Genomic DNA, 20,038 nt, shown 5'->3' with positions numbered 1-20,038 from the left:
TGGAAGGGTTGGAGAGTTGAGAGAGAGAGAGAGAGAGAGAGAGAAAGTGTGGTTTTAGAATTTTCCTACGATATATTTATATGTATAATATCCGATAAGGCAGCCGATGGTGTCTGCGACGATGTCAAGGGTTTCCATGGAGCGGCCGAGGTGCATTTCTTCCTGTAAGATTTCTGTGAGGAAGGCGTAAATGAGTATGATCTGAATGTAGTAGCCGAATTTTATTTTTGGAAAGGACGCAATGAAAAGAAATCCAAGTGCCGCAAAGATGCTCAGGTGCAAAACTTTGTCTATGCCGCTGAACATGAACCAATATTCATGGTTTTCCTGGCCCGGCCTGAGGAGCATAAAAGTAAGAAATGCCCAATAAATGGGCAAAATCTTATTAAATATTGTTCTGAAATTATCCAATGACAGCCTGATATTCTTCTGCAGTGAGCAATTCTGAATGATCTGCGCCTTCGGCAATTTCGAGTTTGATGATCCATCCGTTTCCGTATGGGTCTGTGTTTAGTAATTCCGGCTGGTCTTCTAATTCAGCATTGAACTCGATTACTTTCCCAGCGATTGGAAGGAAAAGATCTGATACTGTTTTTACTGCTTCTACACTTCCGAAAACGGCTTCCCCGTCAAGATCTTCGTCTACGGTGTCTACGTCTACGTAAACGATGTCGCCCAACTCGCCCTGTGCGAAATCTGTAATTCCGATTGTAGCAACGTTTCCTTCAATCCTGATCCATTCGTGGTCTTTGGTGTACTTTAGTTCTGCAGGTGTATTCATTTTTATTTTTTTATACCGACAAATTTAATTTAAAATTGGTAAATGGTCAAAAGAAAATTTCATTTTTGTTGGGTTACTGGGTTGGGGGTTCGGGATGCGGGTTACGGGATTCGCATTTTGGTTTGAGGTTAAGGTTAAGTAAGATAATGATTTCTATTAAAATTTGATTTAACGTAAAGCCATGCAGGGATTTTATATTTTAATTGTTTTCAGAATAAACAGAACCTTACACTTAGCGGGGAAATACAGGCGATACAAATTAATAAATGTATAAGATAAAAAAATCCCTTTCAGTTTTTTTGAAAGGGATTTGCATGATTTAAATTATTTTAGAAACCTCCTGCGTCTCCAAATGTGAAGGTGGCTCTGAGACCTGCTCTTACAGTTGAAAGTGGAAAGGCTGTTGATATTTTATATTTTGAGGTCATCTGCTCGTAGAATACCATAAGGTTCAAATTTTGCGAAACGTTGTAGTCTGCAGATAATTTGATGTTCATCAGGCGCTGCCCTCCGGTTACCTGTGAATCATCCAATAAAATATTCATAATACTGGTGCGGCTGTCCCGAAGTGATATATCTCCTCTGATATTTAAATCTGCTCCTTTATTGTTTCGGCCTCCGCCGCCTGCGTTTCCTAATCTGAAATTTCTTACGATGTAACCAAGACGGACTACATATTCTGTATTCGAATCTTCAGTCAAGGTATGGTTTACAAGACCCAGCAACAACATTCTGTTTCTGTTGTACTGAATTCCAAACTGCATATTGTTTCTCATTGTAACGTCTATTCCTACAAGCGGTGCGAACGATTCTACGTAACCTACCTGTGAGAATGTGAAAGGATTGATGCGGTCTCCATTAATATCGAAGCTTCCCGGATTATTGAAATAATCGATGCTCGACTGTACTCCCGTTGCTGTATAGGTTGCATTGTAGCTGTGAAGAATATCAAACTTGGTGAACTGACCGCTGATTACCGGAATATTTTTCAATCCAGACCACGTGATTCTCCAGTTCGGGAACGGAAGTCCTGATTTTCTTGCGTTGCCAATCTGTTTTGGTGCTTTTCCTTCTACCGCTGCTCGGAATGCAGGAATTAAAACGTACGCGTTGGCAATACTGTATCCTGGAGCATAACCGTCTGCCCCCGGAGTTCCTCCTATCTGTTGCGAAATCGCCTGAGCGTTCTGTCTGATCGCTGCATACACCGCCATGCCATCCTGGAAAGAAGTTTTAACGGTATTCACAGAATTTGAATAACTGATTAAGTCTGTTGCAAAAGTTAGATTTGGATTGGCGTTACCAAAGCCGTCTCTGTAATTGAAACCAGTTTGAGAGAAGTTTCTGTTGTAGGTCTGAATAACATTAAAATCTATCCTCAAATCGTTAAGCGGCATCATCTGAAGATTTGCCCTGAGATCCCTTGTAGACATCCGGACATAAGGATCTACCATTAAATCTGAGGTACTCACCCATCCGTTTTCAATAACCGTTCTTCGGATATCTGCCTGCGAACCAAGAAGGAAACCTACCGTTGGACCACCCAATGTCTGCCCCACCCCGTACCAGTTTGGTGCAGAAATAAGACCTGGAAGTACAGTACCATTATTTTCAGAATAAGTTACATCCAACTGTTTGAATGAGGTCAGGAAAAACGCTGCACCCTGCAATGCCGTTAATTTATTTTTATACTTATACTTTTTATAAGCATATCTTTTTTTCTCCCAGGCTTGTGTGTAAGCAGTATTAAGAGAATCTGTCTCTCTTTTTCTTTTTCCTAAAGTTTCGGTAATTCTTTTAAAATAACTGAACTGACCGAAGAAACGTGGAAGATCTGCCGTTGCATTTGCCTGAATCACGTTGGTATTCTGGCCTATTGATCCTAAACTTCCGTCCGGACTGGCTAACTGCGCAGTAGATCTTGCATTCCAGTTGTATGTGAAACCGTAACCTACCTCAGCATCTATAAATTCTAAGTATGGAAGATACTGGAACGGCAATTTGTAATTCAACTGAACATTGTGTCTGTACAACACCGGTCGTCCTGCACGGAATACGTTTCCGAAAATGGAAGAATTATCCATTGTATTTACATCCACATGATCATTCAAAGTTCTGGTTGCTGAATTGATCTCAAGTTTTAAAGATTTGGTAAAATTAAATCCTAAACCGTACTGCCAGCCAAAATAGAAGTTTCTGTTTTTAATGGCTGCAAAATCATTTCCTGGGTTTCCATTAAGGATTGCTTCGATATTTCTGAATTCAAGTTCGTTGTAATTTCTGTCAATTTCAGTTCTGAAAGATAATCTTGTAGGAATCGGATTAAAATTAAATTCTTTTACCCACTCCAGATATTTATACGATTTTGCGGTATCGCTGATCATCTTGTTGAACGGCTTAACCACCCAAGGTTTAAACTGATAGTTGTAATCTACATACCCTCTCAGATACTGTCTGTAGTTTTTCTTGGTATAAATATCTCTGTAGTGATCGTCGTTGTAAACGGCAGTTATCGAGATATTTTCCACGTCATAGAATTTAGGCTTTCTGTCTGGATTTACTCTTTCCTTATGCATGTTAACTACACCCAGACTTCTCTGCTGCGTGTAAGTACGTGCCACTTTCTTAAGCTCTTCCTTATTGGCCGCTTTGCTGAATTCCACATCGGTATCCAGAGGATTATACTTTGGATCTTCGATGGTTTGTGAATAGGAATAATTAACAGGGATTTTAATTCCTGTCTTTTCAGGTAAGAATTTATCTGCGTTGATAGCCGTATTGATGCTGAATGCAGATTGTGCCGCCTGACTTCTTTCGGCAGGTTTAGAATCTATATTTCCGAAACCTACTGATGAATAAGATGCGCTCGTGTTCACAGTTGCAAAATCTCCAAGGTTGAAATTTAAACTTGCATTTCCTGCGTAACCGCCATCATTTTCGATTTCAGAAAGACGGATTTCGTTTACCCAAAGAACTCTGGTGATTGAAGAACTTCCCCGGTCCGGAGCGTTTCTTATCCCTACCATAATTGTGGTAATGTTTCCTAAGCTAGGACGTCCCTTGATGTAGATTTTTTTATTGGCATCCCCAAATTGATTATCTTCTCTTCTTTCGGTAATACCAGTTGGAAAATTACGGTCTCTTCTTATTTTAGCATCTACAAAATCCTGAATATTGAAATCTACTTCATTCTCGAAAGGCCAGATTTCCATTGGAGTTGTCGCTGTTCTCGGCGTAATTTTTAATGATGACTCATACTCATAATAGTTATCTGAATTATCACTACCGAAACGGATGAAGAATTTTGTCTTTGGATCGATCTGTCCGATATTCACATCTCTGTTTGTAGGATCCTGCGCATGTACAAAAAGTCTCAACTTCTTGTATCTTCTCATATCTATTGCAGTATTTTTGAAAACACCTTTTGCATCGTTTGCCAGCAAATTTTCAGCTTTCAAATACAAAGAAGATTCATTTTGTCTCTGAGCACCGGCATTTCCACTTAAAACCTGTCTGTCGATTCCCGGAGGCAATACATATGGAGGCTGATTCAGTGCATTTTCTTCAATATTTACGCTACCTACTTCAAAATTATTATTATCGACAACAATAGAACCCTCGTTAGTTGCTGGATCCGGTGTCACAGGCGGAGTTCCGTCAGTAAATTTAGCAATGTTTTTAGGATATCTTCTCCAGTCTGACCTTACCAAATCCATGGTACCAAATCTTAATGTAGACACGTTATCAAAGCCGGTAAGAAGCATTCTTGCGAAGCGGACATTATTTAAGATTGATTCATCTTTGTTTCCACCTGCATTGGGATCATCTAATTTATTAACCGGAATTCTGAAGAGATACCATTTCACATCATCGGTCTGACCATTTTGGAAAGTCGCCTGAACCGTTTTAACATCAACAATATTATTCTGGCCTAAAGTTAAACTTGCCTGATCAAGGTTTACAACATATTCATTATAGTTTTCACTTTGATCTAAATTGTAATCTCTGTTGATATCTTCCGCATCCGGAGTTTGAGAAGCTACTTCTAGAGAATTGCTCTGTGAGTTTCCTTCCGGTCCTCTGAAATATTTGTAACGCTGAACCAGTGAAGAAGCTAAATTTCCTGTAAATCTTGTAGAAAGATAAAACACAAAATCATCAACCGCAGGGTCAGCTAAATTGGTAACAGGGTTCACAAATGTATTCCCGAAACGTGCCGCCTCCTGATCTGAACTCAAACCGTCATACCCTAAATCCTGAGCAGTTCTGTCTGTACCTTCAGTAGAGAAGGCATACAAAATCGGAGGTTGTTTTGGCTGAATACCCCAGTTTGAATTGGTTGTAGTAGACGGAGCCGATGGTACCGGAAGACCGTTTTCGTACTGCATCAAACCATCTTTGAGAATATCTTCGGAAACGTTTCCTAAATGTAGCAACAGTTTAGGTGAACCTCCCGGCTGACTCAAAGGTCTGTTATCGGCATACGGATCCATCATCCAGAATTCAACATATTCAATATTGGAATTGATGAAGTTGGAAACACTGATCGGACGCATAATCCCCGCCCATCTCTGCTGAGTAGTTTCTGTATTTGGGTTGACGTTGTAAGGTCCTTTTTCGTTTGGATAGTAAGACACGTCAAAAGTATTTGTAAATGTCTGCTCACCGGCTACGAAGTCTCTGTTGTTGAAAATCTCAGAAAACTGAACTCTTCTCGAAGCGTGATTGGAAACTGACTGTGCCGTGATTCCTTCAGGAGGTCTTCCACCCACGCCCCAGAATCTCGGGTCGATGTTGTACCAGGAAAGTAAACCTCTTCCGTAACCATTTGTAATATCATTATTTGCTCCGGCACCGTTGAAAAGTGGGTTACCCTGATTCTTTTCAGGTTTTGAAGCCAAGCTCCATGCGGTAGGTTCTTTTAAAGAAATCTTTGAAGTCGTCTGTTCAAAATCATCGATGTAAGACTGATCATTTGTTCCTTTATTGATGCCCGGAAGTAGATAAGCACCTTCCATTCTGAAATTCAGATTTGACGGAGCTTCAGTATTAATTCCAGGGATTTTATCTGTTAATCTCGTCAAAAACGGCAGCTGATTGTTGTACAACATGTTGATACCTGCCATCGTGTTGTTCACTGCTTCCTGACCGTAATTTACCTTTTGAGTAAGAGGAGATTCTGAATAATTGACAACCGTTCCGCCAAAAATAAAGTTTTCGCTGACTCTTCTTTCTAAATTTAAGCCTAAAAACCGTTTTCGCTGTGTATTGAAAGTAAGTTGATTTTCAAGTGAAATATTAATGGCCTGACCTGATTGTTTCACATTTTCATTGATGATTGTCACCGATCCCAACATATAATCTACGGTATAATCTACACCTTCTGTCAACTGAACTCCGTTCGCTGAAACTTTTACTGAACCTTGCGGAACGTTTACCGCACCAAGAGATATTCCCTGTCCCTGAGCTCCTTTATATCTCCCTTCCAAAGTATATCGCTGGGCAAGATTGCTGGCACTCGCCACCTGCTTTTGCTGAGAATACAGATCTGAAAATACATACTGTGGATCATTTGTTCCTAAAACCGACTGCATGTGACTACCGAAAGGCTGCGCTTTGGTGAAAATCAGTTTTCCAAACTCTTTTCTTACCGTGATTCCTTCTGCAAAATCGAAAATCCCGTCACCCAAAGTACCGCTGCTTGATTGTAAATCGCCATTCAGGTTGAGCCTGTCCCAGTTTAATAATTTTAACAAATTAATGTCTGCCACATTTGTTCCCGGCAAGTAATTTACTTTACCACCAGTTTTTGGATCACGGTAAAGGACATTTAATATAAATCCGTCCTGTTCAATTTGACCCGCATCCAAGGCATAGATGTTTTTCATCATCAGCTGCCACATTGGAGATGTAGTTTTTACGGTAGTATTTGGCTTTAATAATTTTGTAATCAAAACCGGACTTTCCTCAGAGAATTCCCCGACTTTATACACCTGATTGGTACCATTCACAGTGTATGAATATGATACGGCTAAAAGCTGTTGGTCATTTAATTTCTGATTTAATGAAATATATCCCAACTGCGGATGAAATGAATATTCGTTGGTGGTTAATCTTCTTGCTTTTCTGTTGTAGATAAACTGTTCGCCGTCAGTATAGGCTTCCGTTCCACCTGCAGAATTCGGAAGAACCTGGCCATTAACTGTACTGTAAGTCTGATCCGGATTTCTAATACCGGCACCTAGCGAAGTTACAGCACTGTAGATATTGTTCTGGCTGTTATCAGGCAAACCGGAAGGTCCATCTCCCAAATCTCTTATCCCTACAATACTTTTCTGATAAGCTAAATTTGAGTTTCCCTGATCCAAAACCCAGACTTCCATTCTTGAAATGTTGATTCTTGAGTTGATCTGAGGATAATTTAATAGAGCATTATCATAATTATTAAGGAAGTAATGACCGATATAGTAATGCTGATTGTCTTCGTAATCGATGGCGTTTATTTTAAACGTATTCATCACACCGCCGCCCTGAACAACAATATTTCTTGCCTCACCTTGTTGCTGAGACATCACAACTGTTCCAAATGTTTTACCCAGCTGAAATTCCGATTTTATCCCAAAAAGCGATTCCGAACCACGAATCAGACTGGTGGAAAGTGGCATATTGACATTACCGAATTCTATTCTTTTGATGATTTTATCTTCACCTCCGGCACTTGGTTTGTTGACATCATTCAAGCCTTTGGTCTGAAGATCCTTCCAGGTTCCTTTGGATTGCCACACGAGATTCATCCTGTTTTCGAATGCAAAACCACTTTGGGTATCGTAATTGGCTTTCAATTGAAGGTTTTCACCCACTTTTCCAATTAATCCCAACTGAATTCTCTGGTCGATATCGAAAGTAAAACTCGTTCTGTTTTGAGGTAAAATTAAAGGATTATCAATTTTCTGATACAATCCGGCAAAGTCAAAAGAAGCATATCCTGAAGGGATGATCTCAATTTTATTGCTTCCGAACATCGTTTCGAAAAGCCTGTTGTTGATGGTTAAAGATGGAATTAAACCTAATCTCTCTGCCTCCGCTTTATCTTTACGGAACATCAGACTGTATCGGTTTGATTTGTCTTTGTAATATTCCTTTGCCTGTTGGGCATCCATGAATTCTTTGTAATCCTGAGGCGACATTGCAACGTATGGCCCGGTAATGGTATTGCCTACCTTAGGATAGACGAAATACATTCCGGTTTTGATGTCGTAATAGGCTTCGTAGTAGGTAGGATCTTCTACCTGCCAGTCTTTTTTAATGGTAAATCCTGTAGGTTCCTGCTGTGCAAATGCACTGCCCGAAACGAACAGGAAAAATAAGACCGAAAATATATTGAGAAAACTAATCTTTTTCACCAACCCTTAAATATTTTTTAAAATTTGCTTTACGAGTTCTTCCGTTGTGATGTCTGCATTCTGCTTGATCATGCGGTCTGCGATCTTCTCGCTCATCCTTTTTGGAATTCCCAAAACTTCTAATGCTGATAACGCATCTTCCTTGGTTTTATTATTCACTACAGCCGAAATCTCTTCGCCTTCAACCTTGAATTTCTGCACTTTATCTTTGAGGTCTACGATGATTCTTTCAGCAGTTTTTGCCCCGATACCTTTGGCTTTCTGGATCAAAGCACTGTTGGCAGACAAGATTGCTGTTGCGATTTCTTCAAGATTTAAAGTAGATAAAAGAATGAGTGCTGAAACGGCTCCTACCCCATTCACGCTGATCAGGAGATTAAACATTTCCTTCTCTAAACGGGTATGGAAACCAAAGAGCAAATGGGCATCCTCACGGATAATCTGCTGAATAAAAAGGAAAGATTCTTTGTTGAAAACCAGCTTTTGGGAGGTCATCAAACTAATACCGACGTAGTAGCCAACACCGCCCACATTGATTACGGCATAAGTGGGACTAAGCTCCTGAACGGTTCCCTGTAAAGAAAATATCATTATCAATTTTTATAACTCCCAAATATAGTAAATTAAACTAAGTAATACTTTCATCTAGGAAAGGAATGATTTTATTTGTTTTCGTTATTAAATTTTTCTTTTAAAACGTTAAAAATTAACGAATATGAAAATTCCTGAAGAAATTTGAATGATTAATTATCAAGATATATTTTGAACGTATGGATTTTGTATATTTGTACGTATAAAAATACATTATGGATTCAAAATTAACCTTAAAATTGAACGAAAACGTAATCGAACGCGCTAAAAAATATGCTTTAAGTAATGAAATCAGTTTATCCAGGCTTGTAGAAAACTACCTCAGCTCTCTAACAAGTGAGCAAAATGATGAAGTAGAAATTTCGCCATTTGTGAAAAGTATTTCTTCCGGAAAAAGTATTCCTCTGGATGTAGAAAAATCTTCATCCAGACATGATTATTTTGATCAAAAATATAAATAATGAAAATATTTTTAGATACAAATATCGTAGTGGATTTTCTTGGCGAAAGAGCTGAATTTTATTTGCCGGCAGCAAAAATCATGACTTTGGGAGATCAGAAGAAAATCAAAATTTACACTTCTTCAAATACTGTTTCAACTGCATATTATCTTATTTCAAAATACGAAAATTCTAAAACTGCTATGGAAAAAATCAGAAAGTTTAAACTTTTATGTTCTATTGCTATAATGGACGATGACGTGGTTGAAAAAGCGATGAATTCAGACTTCAAAGATTTTGAAGATGCAATGCAATATTTCAGTGCTGTCGCTACAGAATGTGATTTTATCATCACCAGAAATGAAAAAGATTTTAAAAACGCCCTGATTCCTGTGATGAATGCGGAGAGTTTTCTGCATTCAATTAAATAAGTTTCAAAAAAAATCAAAATAAACTCAAAAATTAAAATACTTTGAAAACAAAAAGGCGAACCGAATTCTACAAATTCCGTTCGCCTTTTTTATTATGCTTTATTGACAGGATTTCATCCTAATCTTTGCTAAATCGTCCCTTTGGGACTTTTAAATGACCTTTATTTTTTGCCTTCTCTTCTCTGTGCATCCAAAACTGCAACTGTCGCCAGATTCACAATCTCATCTACACTTGAACGCATTTGTAAAACGTGAACAGGTTGTTTCAGTCCCATCAGGATTGGTCCAATCACCTGTGCCACCTTCATTCCTCTGATAATTTTATATGAAAGGTTTGCAGATTCAAGATTCGGGAAAATAAACGTGTTTGCCGGAGTTGTTCCTAATTTCGAGAACGGATAATCACTTAAATGATCAGAATTCATCGCAAAATCAGGCTGAATTTCTCCATCAACAATCATTTTCGGGAATTTTTCATGAAGAATGCTTACCGCTTTTGCTACTTTTTTGGAAGTATCTGAAATCGCTGCGAAGTTTTCAAAACCTAACATCGCAATTCTCGGTTCGATAGCGAAAGATTTCACGGTGTGCTCTGCCATTTTAGCAATATTCACCAAATCTTCAGCGGTAGGATTTTGATTGATCGACGTATCTGCGAAGAAAATAGGTTTCTTTTCAGACAGAATCATCATCATTGCCGCCACTTTTTCTACCCCTTTTTCTTTTTCAATAACTTCCAAAACAGGTCTTAAAGTTGATACGTAGTTTTTAGAAAAACCAATAATCAAACCATCTGTATCTCCGTGTTTCAGCATCAAAGGGCCGAAATAATCTCTCTGGCGAACGTATCTTTTTGCCTTGTATTCGTTCATCCCTTTTCTCTGACGGAGTTTCCAGAGAGTTTCTCTGTATTTTCTTCTGTTTTCTTTCTGGTCGTCGTCGCTCGGATCGATAATCGGAACATCAATATTGATTCCGAAACGCTCCATCTGCTCTTTGACGTATTTTTTATCTCCTAAAAGAATCGGGTAAGCAATTCCTTCTTCGTATAAAATCTGAGCAGCCTTCAGAACATTGTATTCCTCAGCATTTCCTAAAGTAATTCTCTTCGGATTCGCTTTTGCGCGGTTCTGCATCATTCTCACCAACTTCTCATCTCTTCCCATTCTGTCGAGAAGCTGAGTTTCATATTCTTCAAAATCGGTGATGGTTTTTCTGGCAATTCCGCTGTCAATCGCTGCTTTAGCAACAGCACTTGAAACCTTGGTAATCAATCTGTTATCGAATGGTTTTGGAATAAAATATTCTCTTCCAAACTGCAAATTCTGAACGTTGTAAGCCAAAATTACCGCTTCAGGAACGGGTTCTTTCGCCAAATCAGCAATTGCATGAACAGCAGCCAGCTTCATTTCTTCATTAATTCCTTTAGCCTGAACATCTAAAGCACCACGGAAAATATACGGGAAACCTAAAACATTGTTCACCTGATTAGGATAATCACTTCTTCCTGTTGCCATGATCACGTCTTTTCTGGTAGAAAGTGCCAGATCATAAGCAATTTCAGGATCAGGATTGGATAATGCGAAAACAATCGGGTTCTCATTCATGCTCAACAACATTTCCGGTGTCATCACATTTCCTTTAGACAAACCAATGAAAACATCTGAACCTTTACAGGCATCTTCCAAAGTTTCGATATCCGTCTGAGCAATAAAATCTAATTTTTCAGGCGTCAGGTTTTCTCTTTTGTGATTGATAACGCCTTTACTGTCACACATCAACACATTTTCTCTCTTTAAACCAAGAGAAATATATAGATTGGTACAGGCAACAGCCGCAGCTCCTGCTCCGTTGACCACCATTTTCACCTCATCGATATTCTTGTTGGCAATCTGAAGTGAATTGATTAATGCAGCCGCAGAAATAATTGCTGTTCCGTGCTGATCATCATGCATCAACGGAATATCCAGTTCTTCCTTTAATTTCTGTTCGATATAAAAAGCTTCAGGAGCTTTGATATCTTCAAGGTTAATTCCTCCAAAAGTCGGGGCGATACCTTTTACAATTTGAATAAATTTGTCGGGATCTTTTTCGTCAATTTCAATATCAAAAACATTGATGTCTGCGAAAATTTTAAATAAAAGCCCCTTCCCTTCCATCACAGGTTTTGAAGCCTCAGCACCGATGTCACCCAAACCAAGAACAGCTGTTCCGTTTGAAATTACGGCGACCAAATTTCCTTTTCCTGTGTAATCGTAAACTGTTTCAGGGTTTTTCTCAATCTCAAGACATGGAATTGCCACTCCAGGCGAGTATGCCAAAGACAAATCTCTCTGCGATGAGTGAGGTTTTGAAGGAATAACTTCAATTTTTCCCTTTGGTTCAGCTTTATGATAATCTAACGCGGCCTGATTAAAATTTTTCTCGTCGCGATGAGTTTTATTTGACATAAAATTTTATTTTTTTATTTAACATTTACCAAATTGGAATTCGAAATGTTCTTTTGTCTTAAAACAAAAGAACCAAAAGTTCAAGACTGGATTTCTACGCTAAAATTTTAAAAACTTCCTAAAATTTCCAAACTCGGGCGGAAACATGTAATCTGATTTTATTTACAATTTCTGCCGCCACTCAAACAATGGAAATTTCTTTACGGAATTTTTTAAAATTTCTTAACGCTTCGAACTACTAAGTCATTTTAGAGATGTTCTGCATGAAATTAGATGCACTAACCAGTCCAATTCGATATTAATTTACCATTTTCTTTAATGCCTTACTATTAGTCTTACAATATATATTGAATGTGGTAGTTGACCAAACTCTCAATAGGTTTCTGTACAACGTGACCTACATTTAATCCGAGCTCTGCAGCTGCGGAACGCAAAATATCTTCGTAATAGTAAGCGATGGAGCCGATGAAATTGATCTCGGCATTTTTTGATTCTTCATAAGGAAGAACCTGATAATCGAAGAAATTTTTCATCTCTTCCAAAACCATATTCTGGAAATAAGGATGGTCTTTTCTTTCGACAACAAATTTATTGAAATCTGCCAGATAGGCATTTGGTCTTGTTTTGTGATACATATTTTGCAATGCTTCATCAATTGTCAAACCGTATAAATTCTGGAATTCTGAATGTAAATCCTGAGGAAGTTTCTGCATAAAGAATCTTCGCACCAGCTGTTTTCCGATGGCACTTCCGCTTCCTTCGTCGCCCATAAGATAGCCCAATGAAGGAAGTTTAATATTTAAATTTTCTCCGTCGAAATAACACGAGTTGGAACCTGTACCCAAAATGCAGACAATCGTCGGTTTACCGTCGTAAGCAGCGTAAGCAGCGGCATAGAGATCTTCTTTCACAGCAATCTTTGCGTTGGTAAAAACTTTACCAATTTCCTGCTCTATGGTTTCACAGTTTTGCCTTACACCACAGCCGGAACCGTAGAAAAATATTCTGGTAATTGAATTTTTCACAGATGTTAAACTGTGATTCTTTTCAATCTCAGGTACGATGAGTTCTTTGCTGATAAAATTGGGGTTGAAACCAATCGTTTCGGTCTTTAAAAAAACATTTTTGAAGTCATCGAGGATTACCCAGTCTGATTTAGTGGAACCACTGTCAACAATAGCAACCATATTTTACAATTTCATTTAAAGGTGCTAAAATATGAATTTATCTTGAAAAAGCAGGGGTAAAGCACGATGACTTTATTCACAAAAACTAGGATTGCACCTCATTCTGTGAAGTGTTGTACTGATGCAGCCAATCTTCAATTTCATCTTCCAGATAAGAAGTCTGCAGGATCATGGCATCAAGAAAATCATCCGGTACAGGCTCGCCTTCAGAGTTTTCGAGATTCCAAAGATCGTCAGACATATTTTCGTATTCTGTGTACACTCTCTTGAAGCGGGAGTTCTGTCTCTCCAGATCTTCAATTTTCTTTTGCTGAAGCTGAAATTTTCTGTATTTGTTTTGACGTTCCATACAAATATATTATTGATTGATGTGAATATAATTTAGTGAATTAAGCTGTAAACAAGCACTACAAGATAGAAAAAACTCCAATCCCAAAAGATTGAAAATTAAATTATTATCAGGTATCGATTCTTCAGTTCTGAAAATTAAATTTAGAAATAATTTTCAATGGAGAAAAAAAATTAACATCTTTTTTTAGTGTTTAACATATAGTTATAACTTTGCAGCAATTGATCAATTTGATGAAAGATATCCTCATTAGGCAGAAACAGGTACTTTTCTTTATCATTGCCGGCGGCTTGAGTGCCATGGTAGAGATTGGAAGTTTTAAGATTTTCAGTTCATATCTTCCCCAACTCCTCGCAGAAGAGAAAAATTTCCATGGAATACATTTTCCGTTAAGTAATATTTTCTCGACTTCATGCGGAATCATCACAAACTATTTCCTGAGCATCTGGTTTGTTTTTGAGCGCGGAAAGCATTCCAAGAAAAGAGAATTCGTTTATTTTATGGTGGTATCTGTCATTTCCACGATATTCAGTCTTATTTTCTTCCAGATTTTCTACAGTTTTGTATTTAAAGATAATATCGATTTGATTGTGTACACTTTAAGTCCGGAAATTTTAAGTAAAATATCTGCGATTCTTTTGGTATCAATTTTAAATTATTCAGTAAAGAAAAAAGTAATATTTAATGGGTAACTTAAAAAAGATCCTCAACTATCTGTGGCGGGGCTGGCTGATTATTCTGGCATTTGTACTAACCATCATTTTCGGTATTCCCGTTTACATACTTTCTTATAATAAGAAACATTATAAATATGCCTACAAATTTATCCGTTTCTGGTGCTATGGAATTTTCTATGGAATGGGTCTCCGCTACGAACTTATCAACCTGACCGACAAAAAAATCGACAGAAACCAGCAATATGTTGTGATTTCAAATCACACTTCGATTATGGATATTATGCTGCCGTGCATTTTATTTCCCAACCATCCCCTTTGTTATGTTGGTAAAAAAGAGCTTGAAAAAATTCCGATTTTCGGAACAATTTACAGGAGAATCTGCGTGATGGTAGACCGTGGAAGTGCCAGAAGCCGTGCAGATGTTTACCGAAGATGTGCTGAAAAAATGGAGGAAGGCAACAGCATCGTCATTTTTCCCGAAGGCGGAGTTCCTGATGATACTTCTGTTGTTTTGGATGAATTTAAAGATGGTGCATTCACTCTTTCATCAAAACACAATTCACCGATTTCTGTTTTGACATTTGTAGGTTTAAAGGAAATGTTTCCATTCGACAATTCAAAAGGACATCCGGGAAAAGTAAAAGTTTATTTTAATGATATCCTTGAACCGAACGCTTCTCCCAAAGAATTAAAATTGTCTGCTTTTGAGACAATAAAAAAAACACTCGCAGAATACAGTTAATTGCATAAATAAATTATATTTGTGTAATTAAAAATTCAAAATGGATTCAAACCCGCAACAGACCAAATGGTCTCAATTTCTCTCACTCATTGTAGTATTCTTTTTCTGGGGCTTTGTAGCCGCAAGTAATGATATCCTTATTCCGGTATTTAAAAAGTGGTTTGTGCTTTCACAGGTGCAGAGCCAGTTGGTGGCCTGGGCATTTTACGTAGCTTACTTTGTTGGATCAGTGATATTTTTCCTTGTTTCCATTAAAAGTGATATCCTTCAGAAATTCGGTTATAAAAAGACGCTGGCAGTAGGGCTCGTACTTTCAGCCTTAGGTGCATTTTTATTTGTACCCGCTGCGGCATCAGCTAATTTCTGGTTTTTCCTTACAGCTTTGTTCATCGTAGGACTTGGTTTCTCAGTTCAGCAGATTGTTGCCAATCCATTAGCGATTAAAATGGGAAGCCCACAGACAGGAGCGCACCGTCTGACACTTGCCGGAGGAATCAACTCTTTGGGAACGACGATTGGGCCAATTCTTGTTGGTATCGCGCTTTTCGGAATGGGTAACGACAAAGAAACCGCAACTTCTGACAAAGAACTTTCTAAAATTGAAATCGTTAAAAACGAGTACATCACACACAGAGATGAACTTGTAAAAAATATTGTATCTCTTAAGCAGGATTCAAAAGATGATCCCACAACTGTAGCAACAGCAGTGAATACCGTTCAGCAGAATGTAAATGCTTTAGATACAGAAATCAATCAGTTGAATAACATTACCACAGCAAGCGATCTGCAGGTAAATGAATTTTCTGATAAACTGGGTAAAATCAAAGAAAAAACTTCTGCAATCAACTATCCTATTGAATTTGTGAAGGAAAATCTGAAACTGGTAAAAGGCCCGTTCATCGTTTTAGGTATTGCTTTTATTTTGGTGGCTGTATTTATGCTTTTCTCTAAAATTGAAGATCCGGCGAAGGAAGAAGAAGAAAATATTGAAGAAGGAAGTGCCAAATTCAGCATCTTTAATTATCCACAATTGTATCTGGGAATGCTTGCCATCTTCATTTACGTTGGTGTTGAAGTTTCTATTATATCAAATCTTCCTGCTTTACTTCATACTAAAGAATTCGGTGGCGTTTTGGAACACAACATTGCACCATTCGTTTCTCTTTACTGGGGAAGTTTAATGATCGGAAGATGGAACGGAAGTATCAATGTTTTTAATATTTCTAAAACAACAGTAAATATTTTGAAATTTGTAGTTCCTTTTGTTGCTTTTGCCATCATTATCGGAGCCAATACATTAAGCGGTAAAGATGTTTCAGCATTCTACATCTACGGATTCTGGATCCTAGCTTTCATTGTAATGAGTTTCCTGGGCGGAAAAAATGCAGGCAAAACGCTGATGATTTTCGGGATTGCAGGTGTTTTAATGATGCTTATCGGATTGGTTTATCCGGATAAAGAAATGGCGAAATATTTCTTCATCTCCGGCGGATTGTTCTGTTCGATCATGTGGCCGTCAATTTTTGACCTTGCCATCGCAGGATTGGGTAAAAACACAGGTAAGGCATCGTCTTTCCTTGTGATGATGATTTTGGGTGGTGGTATCATCCCATTGCTTCAAGGTTACATTTGTGACTTCGACAAAGTAAGCAAAGAAGGAATTTTCGGAATTACATGGACGCATTTCTCCTACGTAATTCCTGTTTTATGTTTTGTTTATCTCGCATTCTACGGATTTATCACTCCGAAGATTCTGAAGAAACAAGGCATTGTAATGGGCGAATCTGAATCTCATGGACACTAAAAATGTTCCGTTCATAAAGAAAAAAAGATTTTGGGCAGGTATTTTACTTGCCCAATTTGTTTTGTTTTACATCTTCTCAAAATCTGAATACTGGATTAATTTTTTCGATAAATTTTACGACGTCCAGAAGAATTTTCACATCAGAATTTTCAGCTGGATTCCTTTTTCGGCAGGCGACTTTTTTTATATTCTGATTGGCGTTTTTCTATTCATTCAAATCATCAATATCTTTAGAAAAACCAGACGAAAGAGAGCGTTATTCAGTACTTTGATCTTTTTAAATATCATCTATTTCACTTATCAGATCTTTTGGGGAATGATGTATTTCCAAACGCCGATAATTAAAAAACTGTCTTCTCAGGAAAAACCAAATATCCAAAAAGCAAAAATTTTAGCATTAAAATACCTTAAAAAAGCAGGTGAAAGCCGAAAATTGGTTTCCGAGGATAGAAACGGGGTTTTCATTATCAAAAACAGGGATGCTTTGATAGAGGAAATTATCCGTCAACAAAAGTTCTTACCGGAAAAGATCAGTTCCAAAGTGCCTTTGACTCAAATTTCAGTTAAAGAGAGCACCTTCAGCGGTGTGATGAGCTATACCGGAATTTCAGGATATTACAATCCTTTTACTGCCGAGAGTCAGTTCAATTCAAACCTTCCCCATTCAATAATTCCATTTACGATTGCCCACGAAACTTCTCATCAGTTGGGGTTTGCACGGGAGCAGGAAGCAAATTTCGCAGCCTATCTTGTGGGCATCAACTCAAAAAATCCTGAACTTCGCTACAGTGCAGAATATTTTACGCTGAAAAGTCTTCTGCGGTACATTTATCTGGAAGATGAAGCTTTTGCCGAAAATCTTATCAAGCAATATTCTTCAGCAATGAAAAGAGACCGTGCCTATGAAAGAAATTTCATGATAAGACACGAAGGCCGGCTTGAAGATTTTTTTGGTTTCACCAACAATCTTTTCCTGAAAAGCAACAGGCAGGAAGGTTCTGTTACCTATTCTTACTTTGTAAATCTCCTTCTGAATTATGAAAAATAAAAAAGAATCGTATCAGGCGATACGATTCTAAAAACACAAATGATGAAAAAAAATTTATTACCTTGACTTGTTCCCTCATTCAAGGTGATGTAAAAGTACAACAATAATTTAATTGCCAAAATACTTCCACCCTTTTTTTACAAATTTTAGTACAACTTTAACAATTCTACGGTCGTAATATACGGATTATCACAACAATAAGAATTAACAGTACATTAATAAAACGCCAATAATATTGTAACAATTGCTTAAAATCGACGTACATTGCTTCATTAGGAAAAGGTATTTCATTAATTAATTAAAGATACAATCAGGTTTAAATATCAGCATTAGTGTTAAATTTAGTTAAAAGAGTGATATATCAACGGTAGTTTTAAGTCAAAGCACTCATCAAATCACCATCAATTCTACATTTTCCAACATTTGAATATTATTTTAAATTGAAAATTTCCGATAAATCTAAATTATATGATCGAAAATTTTCAATTCCCCTTTTCTTATCGGGATTAGGATTTTTATATTTAATGAAAAGTCTAAAGAAATTCTAACATCAGAAACTTAGATAAATCTAAGATTAAAAACAATTTATTGCCTCCTGAAAATATACTCTGTTGATTTTTTATAGAAAACCGACAGTGCAGGATAATTTTTCAGCATAATACTGTTAGTTTGCAAAATAAAGTTTTACCAGAAGGGACATTTTTCCTTTCAACTAAATATGTTTATTAATATGAAAAAACTCACGCTTCTACTCATAGCATTTCTGTTTTCAATACCGCTTTCCGCGCAATATAAACCGTGGACCTCCGCAAAACAACCTTTAAAGGAAATCAAAGCTTTAAAAAAACAGATTAAAGCTCCAAAATTCAGAAAAGCAGATTATCTGATAACAGATTTCGGTGCAGTTGGTGATGGAAAAACAAAAAATACAGAAGCTTTCAAAAAGGCCATTGAAAAATGCAGCGCAGAAGGTGGTGGAAGAGTTGTTGTTCCGAATGGCGTTTTCTTAACGGGTGCCATTTATCTGGAATCTAATGTGAATCTGCATCTGACAGACGGTTCAACGATTTTGTTCAGTCAGGACAGCAACGACTACCCTATCGTTTTCACCCGTTGGGAAGGTATGGAATGTATGAATTATTCATCATTAATTTACGCTTATGAGGAAGAAAATATCGCCGTAACCGGAAAAGGTACTTTGGATGGAAATTCAGATTTGGATAACTGGTGGTTTTGGTGCGGTGCTACAAAATATGGCTACAACGCATCCCGTCCGGGAAGACAAAACCCTGCAAGAGCGAAACTTCACGAATATATGGCCAACAGAACGCCTGCGAGAGAAAGAATTTTTGGGGACGGATGGTATTTAAGACCGAATTTCGTACAGCCTTACAAGTCTAAAAACTTTTATATGGCGGATGTTTTGGTGAAAAATTCTCCAATGTGGAATCTGAATCCTGTTTTGTGTGAAAACGTTTTGATTGAAAGAGTAAAAGTGATCAGTCACGGACCAAACAACGACGGTTTTGACCCTGAAGCGTGTAAAAATGTCTGGATTAAAGATTCCTATTTCGACACAGGAGACGACTGTATCGCCATCAAATCCGGAAGAGACGAAGACGGAAGAGACATCGGAAGACCTGCCGAAAACCACATCATCGAAAACTGCGAAATGAAAGACGGTCACGGAGGTGTTGTGATTGGAAGCGAAATTGCAGGCGGTGCCAGAAACATTTACGCTATCGGAAACGTAATGGACAGCAAAAATCTTGACCGTGCTTTAAGAATTAAAACCAGCTCCAGCCGTGGCGGAACTATTGAAAACGTATTTTTCTACAACACAAAAGTGGGTGCGTATAAAGAAGCGGCAGTGCGTTTCAATATGCATTACGAAAAGCCGGGAAACCACATCCCGACCATCAGAAATATCTGGGTTGAAAATTTAACAGTGGACAAAGGTGGAAAATACGCGGTGTTCTCTGATGCTTACGAATCTTCTCCGGTCACGGATTTCACAATGATTAATGCTAAAATGGTTGGCGTGCAGATTCCTTATAAAGTTGATTATCTAAAAAATGTGACTTTAAAAAACGTAACCGTTAACGGACAACCATTAACCGAGTTAAAACCATAAA

At 37.8% G+C, this 20,038-nt stretch carries 14 protein-coding genes; 7 read left to right on the top strand and 7 right to left on the bottom strand.

What is annotated here, in order from left to right; all coding sequences use genetic code 11:
* Nucleotides 1-54 precede the first annotated feature (54 nt).
* From NG809_RS12485 to ruvA, 4 genes are all read right to left on the bottom strand, one after another.
* The gene (locus NG809_RS12485; protein ID WP_396124857.1) at nt 55-306 is read right to left on the bottom strand and encodes a VanZ family protein; all 252 of its coding nucleotides are present in this window, start codon (nt 304-306) and stop codon (nt 55-57) included.
* A 97-nt stretch (nt 307-403) separates the two neighbouring features.
* Nucleotides 404-781, bottom strand: a complete 378-nt coding sequence (gene gcvH, locus NG809_RS12480; RefSeq protein ID WP_262151108.1) for a glycine cleavage system protein GcvH — start codon at nt 779-781, stop codon at nt 404-406.
* 329 nt (nt 782-1,110) lie between these two features.
* A complete protein-coding gene (sov, locus tag NG809_RS12475; RefSeq protein ID WP_262151106.1) occupies nt 1,111-8,184 on the bottom strand; it encodes a T9SS outer membrane translocon Sov/SprA in 7,074 nt (2,357 codons plus the stop codon).
* 6 nt (nt 8,185-8,190) lie between these two features.
* Nucleotides 8,191-8,775, bottom strand: a complete 585-nt coding sequence (ruvA, locus tag NG809_RS12470) for a Holliday junction branch migration protein RuvA (protein WP_262151104.1) — start codon at nt 8,773-8,775, stop codon at nt 8,191-8,193.
* A 215-nt stretch (nt 8,776-8,990) separates the two neighbouring features.
* On the opposite strand from ruvA, the gene NG809_RS12465 reads away from it, so the two are divergent.
* A complete protein-coding gene (locus tag NG809_RS12465) occupies nt 8,991-9,236 on the top strand; it encodes a DUF6364 family protein (protein ID WP_262151102.1) in 246 nt (81 codons plus the stop codon).
* The gene (locus tag NG809_RS12460) at nt 9,236-9,646 is read left to right on the top strand and encodes a type II toxin-antitoxin system VapC family toxin (RefSeq protein ID WP_262151101.1); all 411 of its coding nucleotides are present in this window, start codon (nt 9,236-9,238) and stop codon (nt 9,644-9,646) included. Before NG809_RS12465 ends, NG809_RS12460 begins: the two co-directional genes overlap by 1 nt.
* Nucleotides 9,647-9,807: 161 nt before the next feature.
* On the opposite strand, the gene NG809_RS12455 is transcribed toward NG809_RS12460, so the two are convergent.
* The 3 genes from NG809_RS12455 to NG809_RS12445 form a co-directional block, all read right to left on the bottom strand.
* Nucleotides 9,808-12,096, bottom strand: coding sequence for an NADP-dependent malic enzyme (locus NG809_RS12455; RefSeq protein WP_262151100.1), 2,289 nt, complete (start codon nt 12,094-12,096; stop codon nt 9,808-9,810).
* A 335-nt stretch (nt 12,097-12,431) separates the two neighbouring features.
* The gene (locus NG809_RS12450) at nt 12,432-13,283 is read right to left on the bottom strand and encodes an ATPase (protein ID WP_262151098.1); all 852 of its coding nucleotides are present in this window, start codon (nt 13,281-13,283) and stop codon (nt 12,432-12,434) included.
* A gap of 85 nt (nt 13,284-13,368) precedes the next feature.
* Entirely contained in the window at nt 13,369-13,632 is a 264-nt protein-coding gene (locus NG809_RS12445) for a hypothetical protein (protein ID WP_262151096.1), read from the bottom strand.
* Nucleotides 13,633-13,865: 233 nt separating this feature from the next.
* On the opposite strand from NG809_RS12445, the gene NG809_RS12440 reads away from it, so the two are divergent.
* The 5 genes from NG809_RS12440 to NG809_RS12420 all read left to right on the top strand — a co-directional run bounded on the left by NG809_RS12440 (nt 13,866) and on the right by NG809_RS12420 (nt 20,037).
* A complete protein-coding gene (locus NG809_RS12440; RefSeq protein WP_262151093.1) occupies nt 13,866-14,324 on the top strand; it encodes a GtrA family protein in 459 nt (152 codons plus the stop codon).
* Complete coding sequence (locus NG809_RS12435) at nt 14,317-15,051, top strand: lysophospholipid acyltransferase family protein (RefSeq protein ID WP_262151091.1); 735 nt, start codon at nt 14,317-14,319, stop codon at nt 15,049-15,051. Before NG809_RS12440 ends, NG809_RS12435 begins: the two co-directional genes overlap by 8 nt.
* A 40-nt stretch (nt 15,052-15,091) precedes the next feature.
* Complete coding sequence (locus NG809_RS12430; protein WP_262151089.1) at nt 15,092-16,855, top strand: MFS transporter; 1,764 nt, start codon at nt 15,092-15,094, stop codon at nt 16,853-16,855.
* A complete protein-coding gene (locus NG809_RS12425) occupies nt 16,845-17,903 on the top strand; it encodes a DUF3810 domain-containing protein (RefSeq protein ID WP_262151087.1) in 1,059 nt (352 codons plus the stop codon). The genes NG809_RS12430 and NG809_RS12425 overlap by 11 nt, the downstream gene beginning before the upstream one ends.
* Nucleotides 17,904-18,633: 730 nt before the next feature.
* Nucleotides 18,634-20,037, top strand: coding sequence for a glycoside hydrolase family 28 protein (locus NG809_RS12420; protein WP_262151085.1), 1,404 nt, complete (start codon nt 18,634-18,636; stop codon nt 20,035-20,037).
* The last annotated feature ends 1 nt before the right edge of the window (nt 20,038 follow it).

Origin of the sequence: Chryseobacterium foetidum, from assembly GCF_025457425.1 — a bacterium.
GTDB lineage: Bacteria > Bacteroidota > Bacteroidia > Flavobacteriales > Weeksellaceae > Chryseobacterium > Chryseobacterium foetidum.
This window is presented reverse-complemented; position numbering and strand designations above follow the sequence as displayed.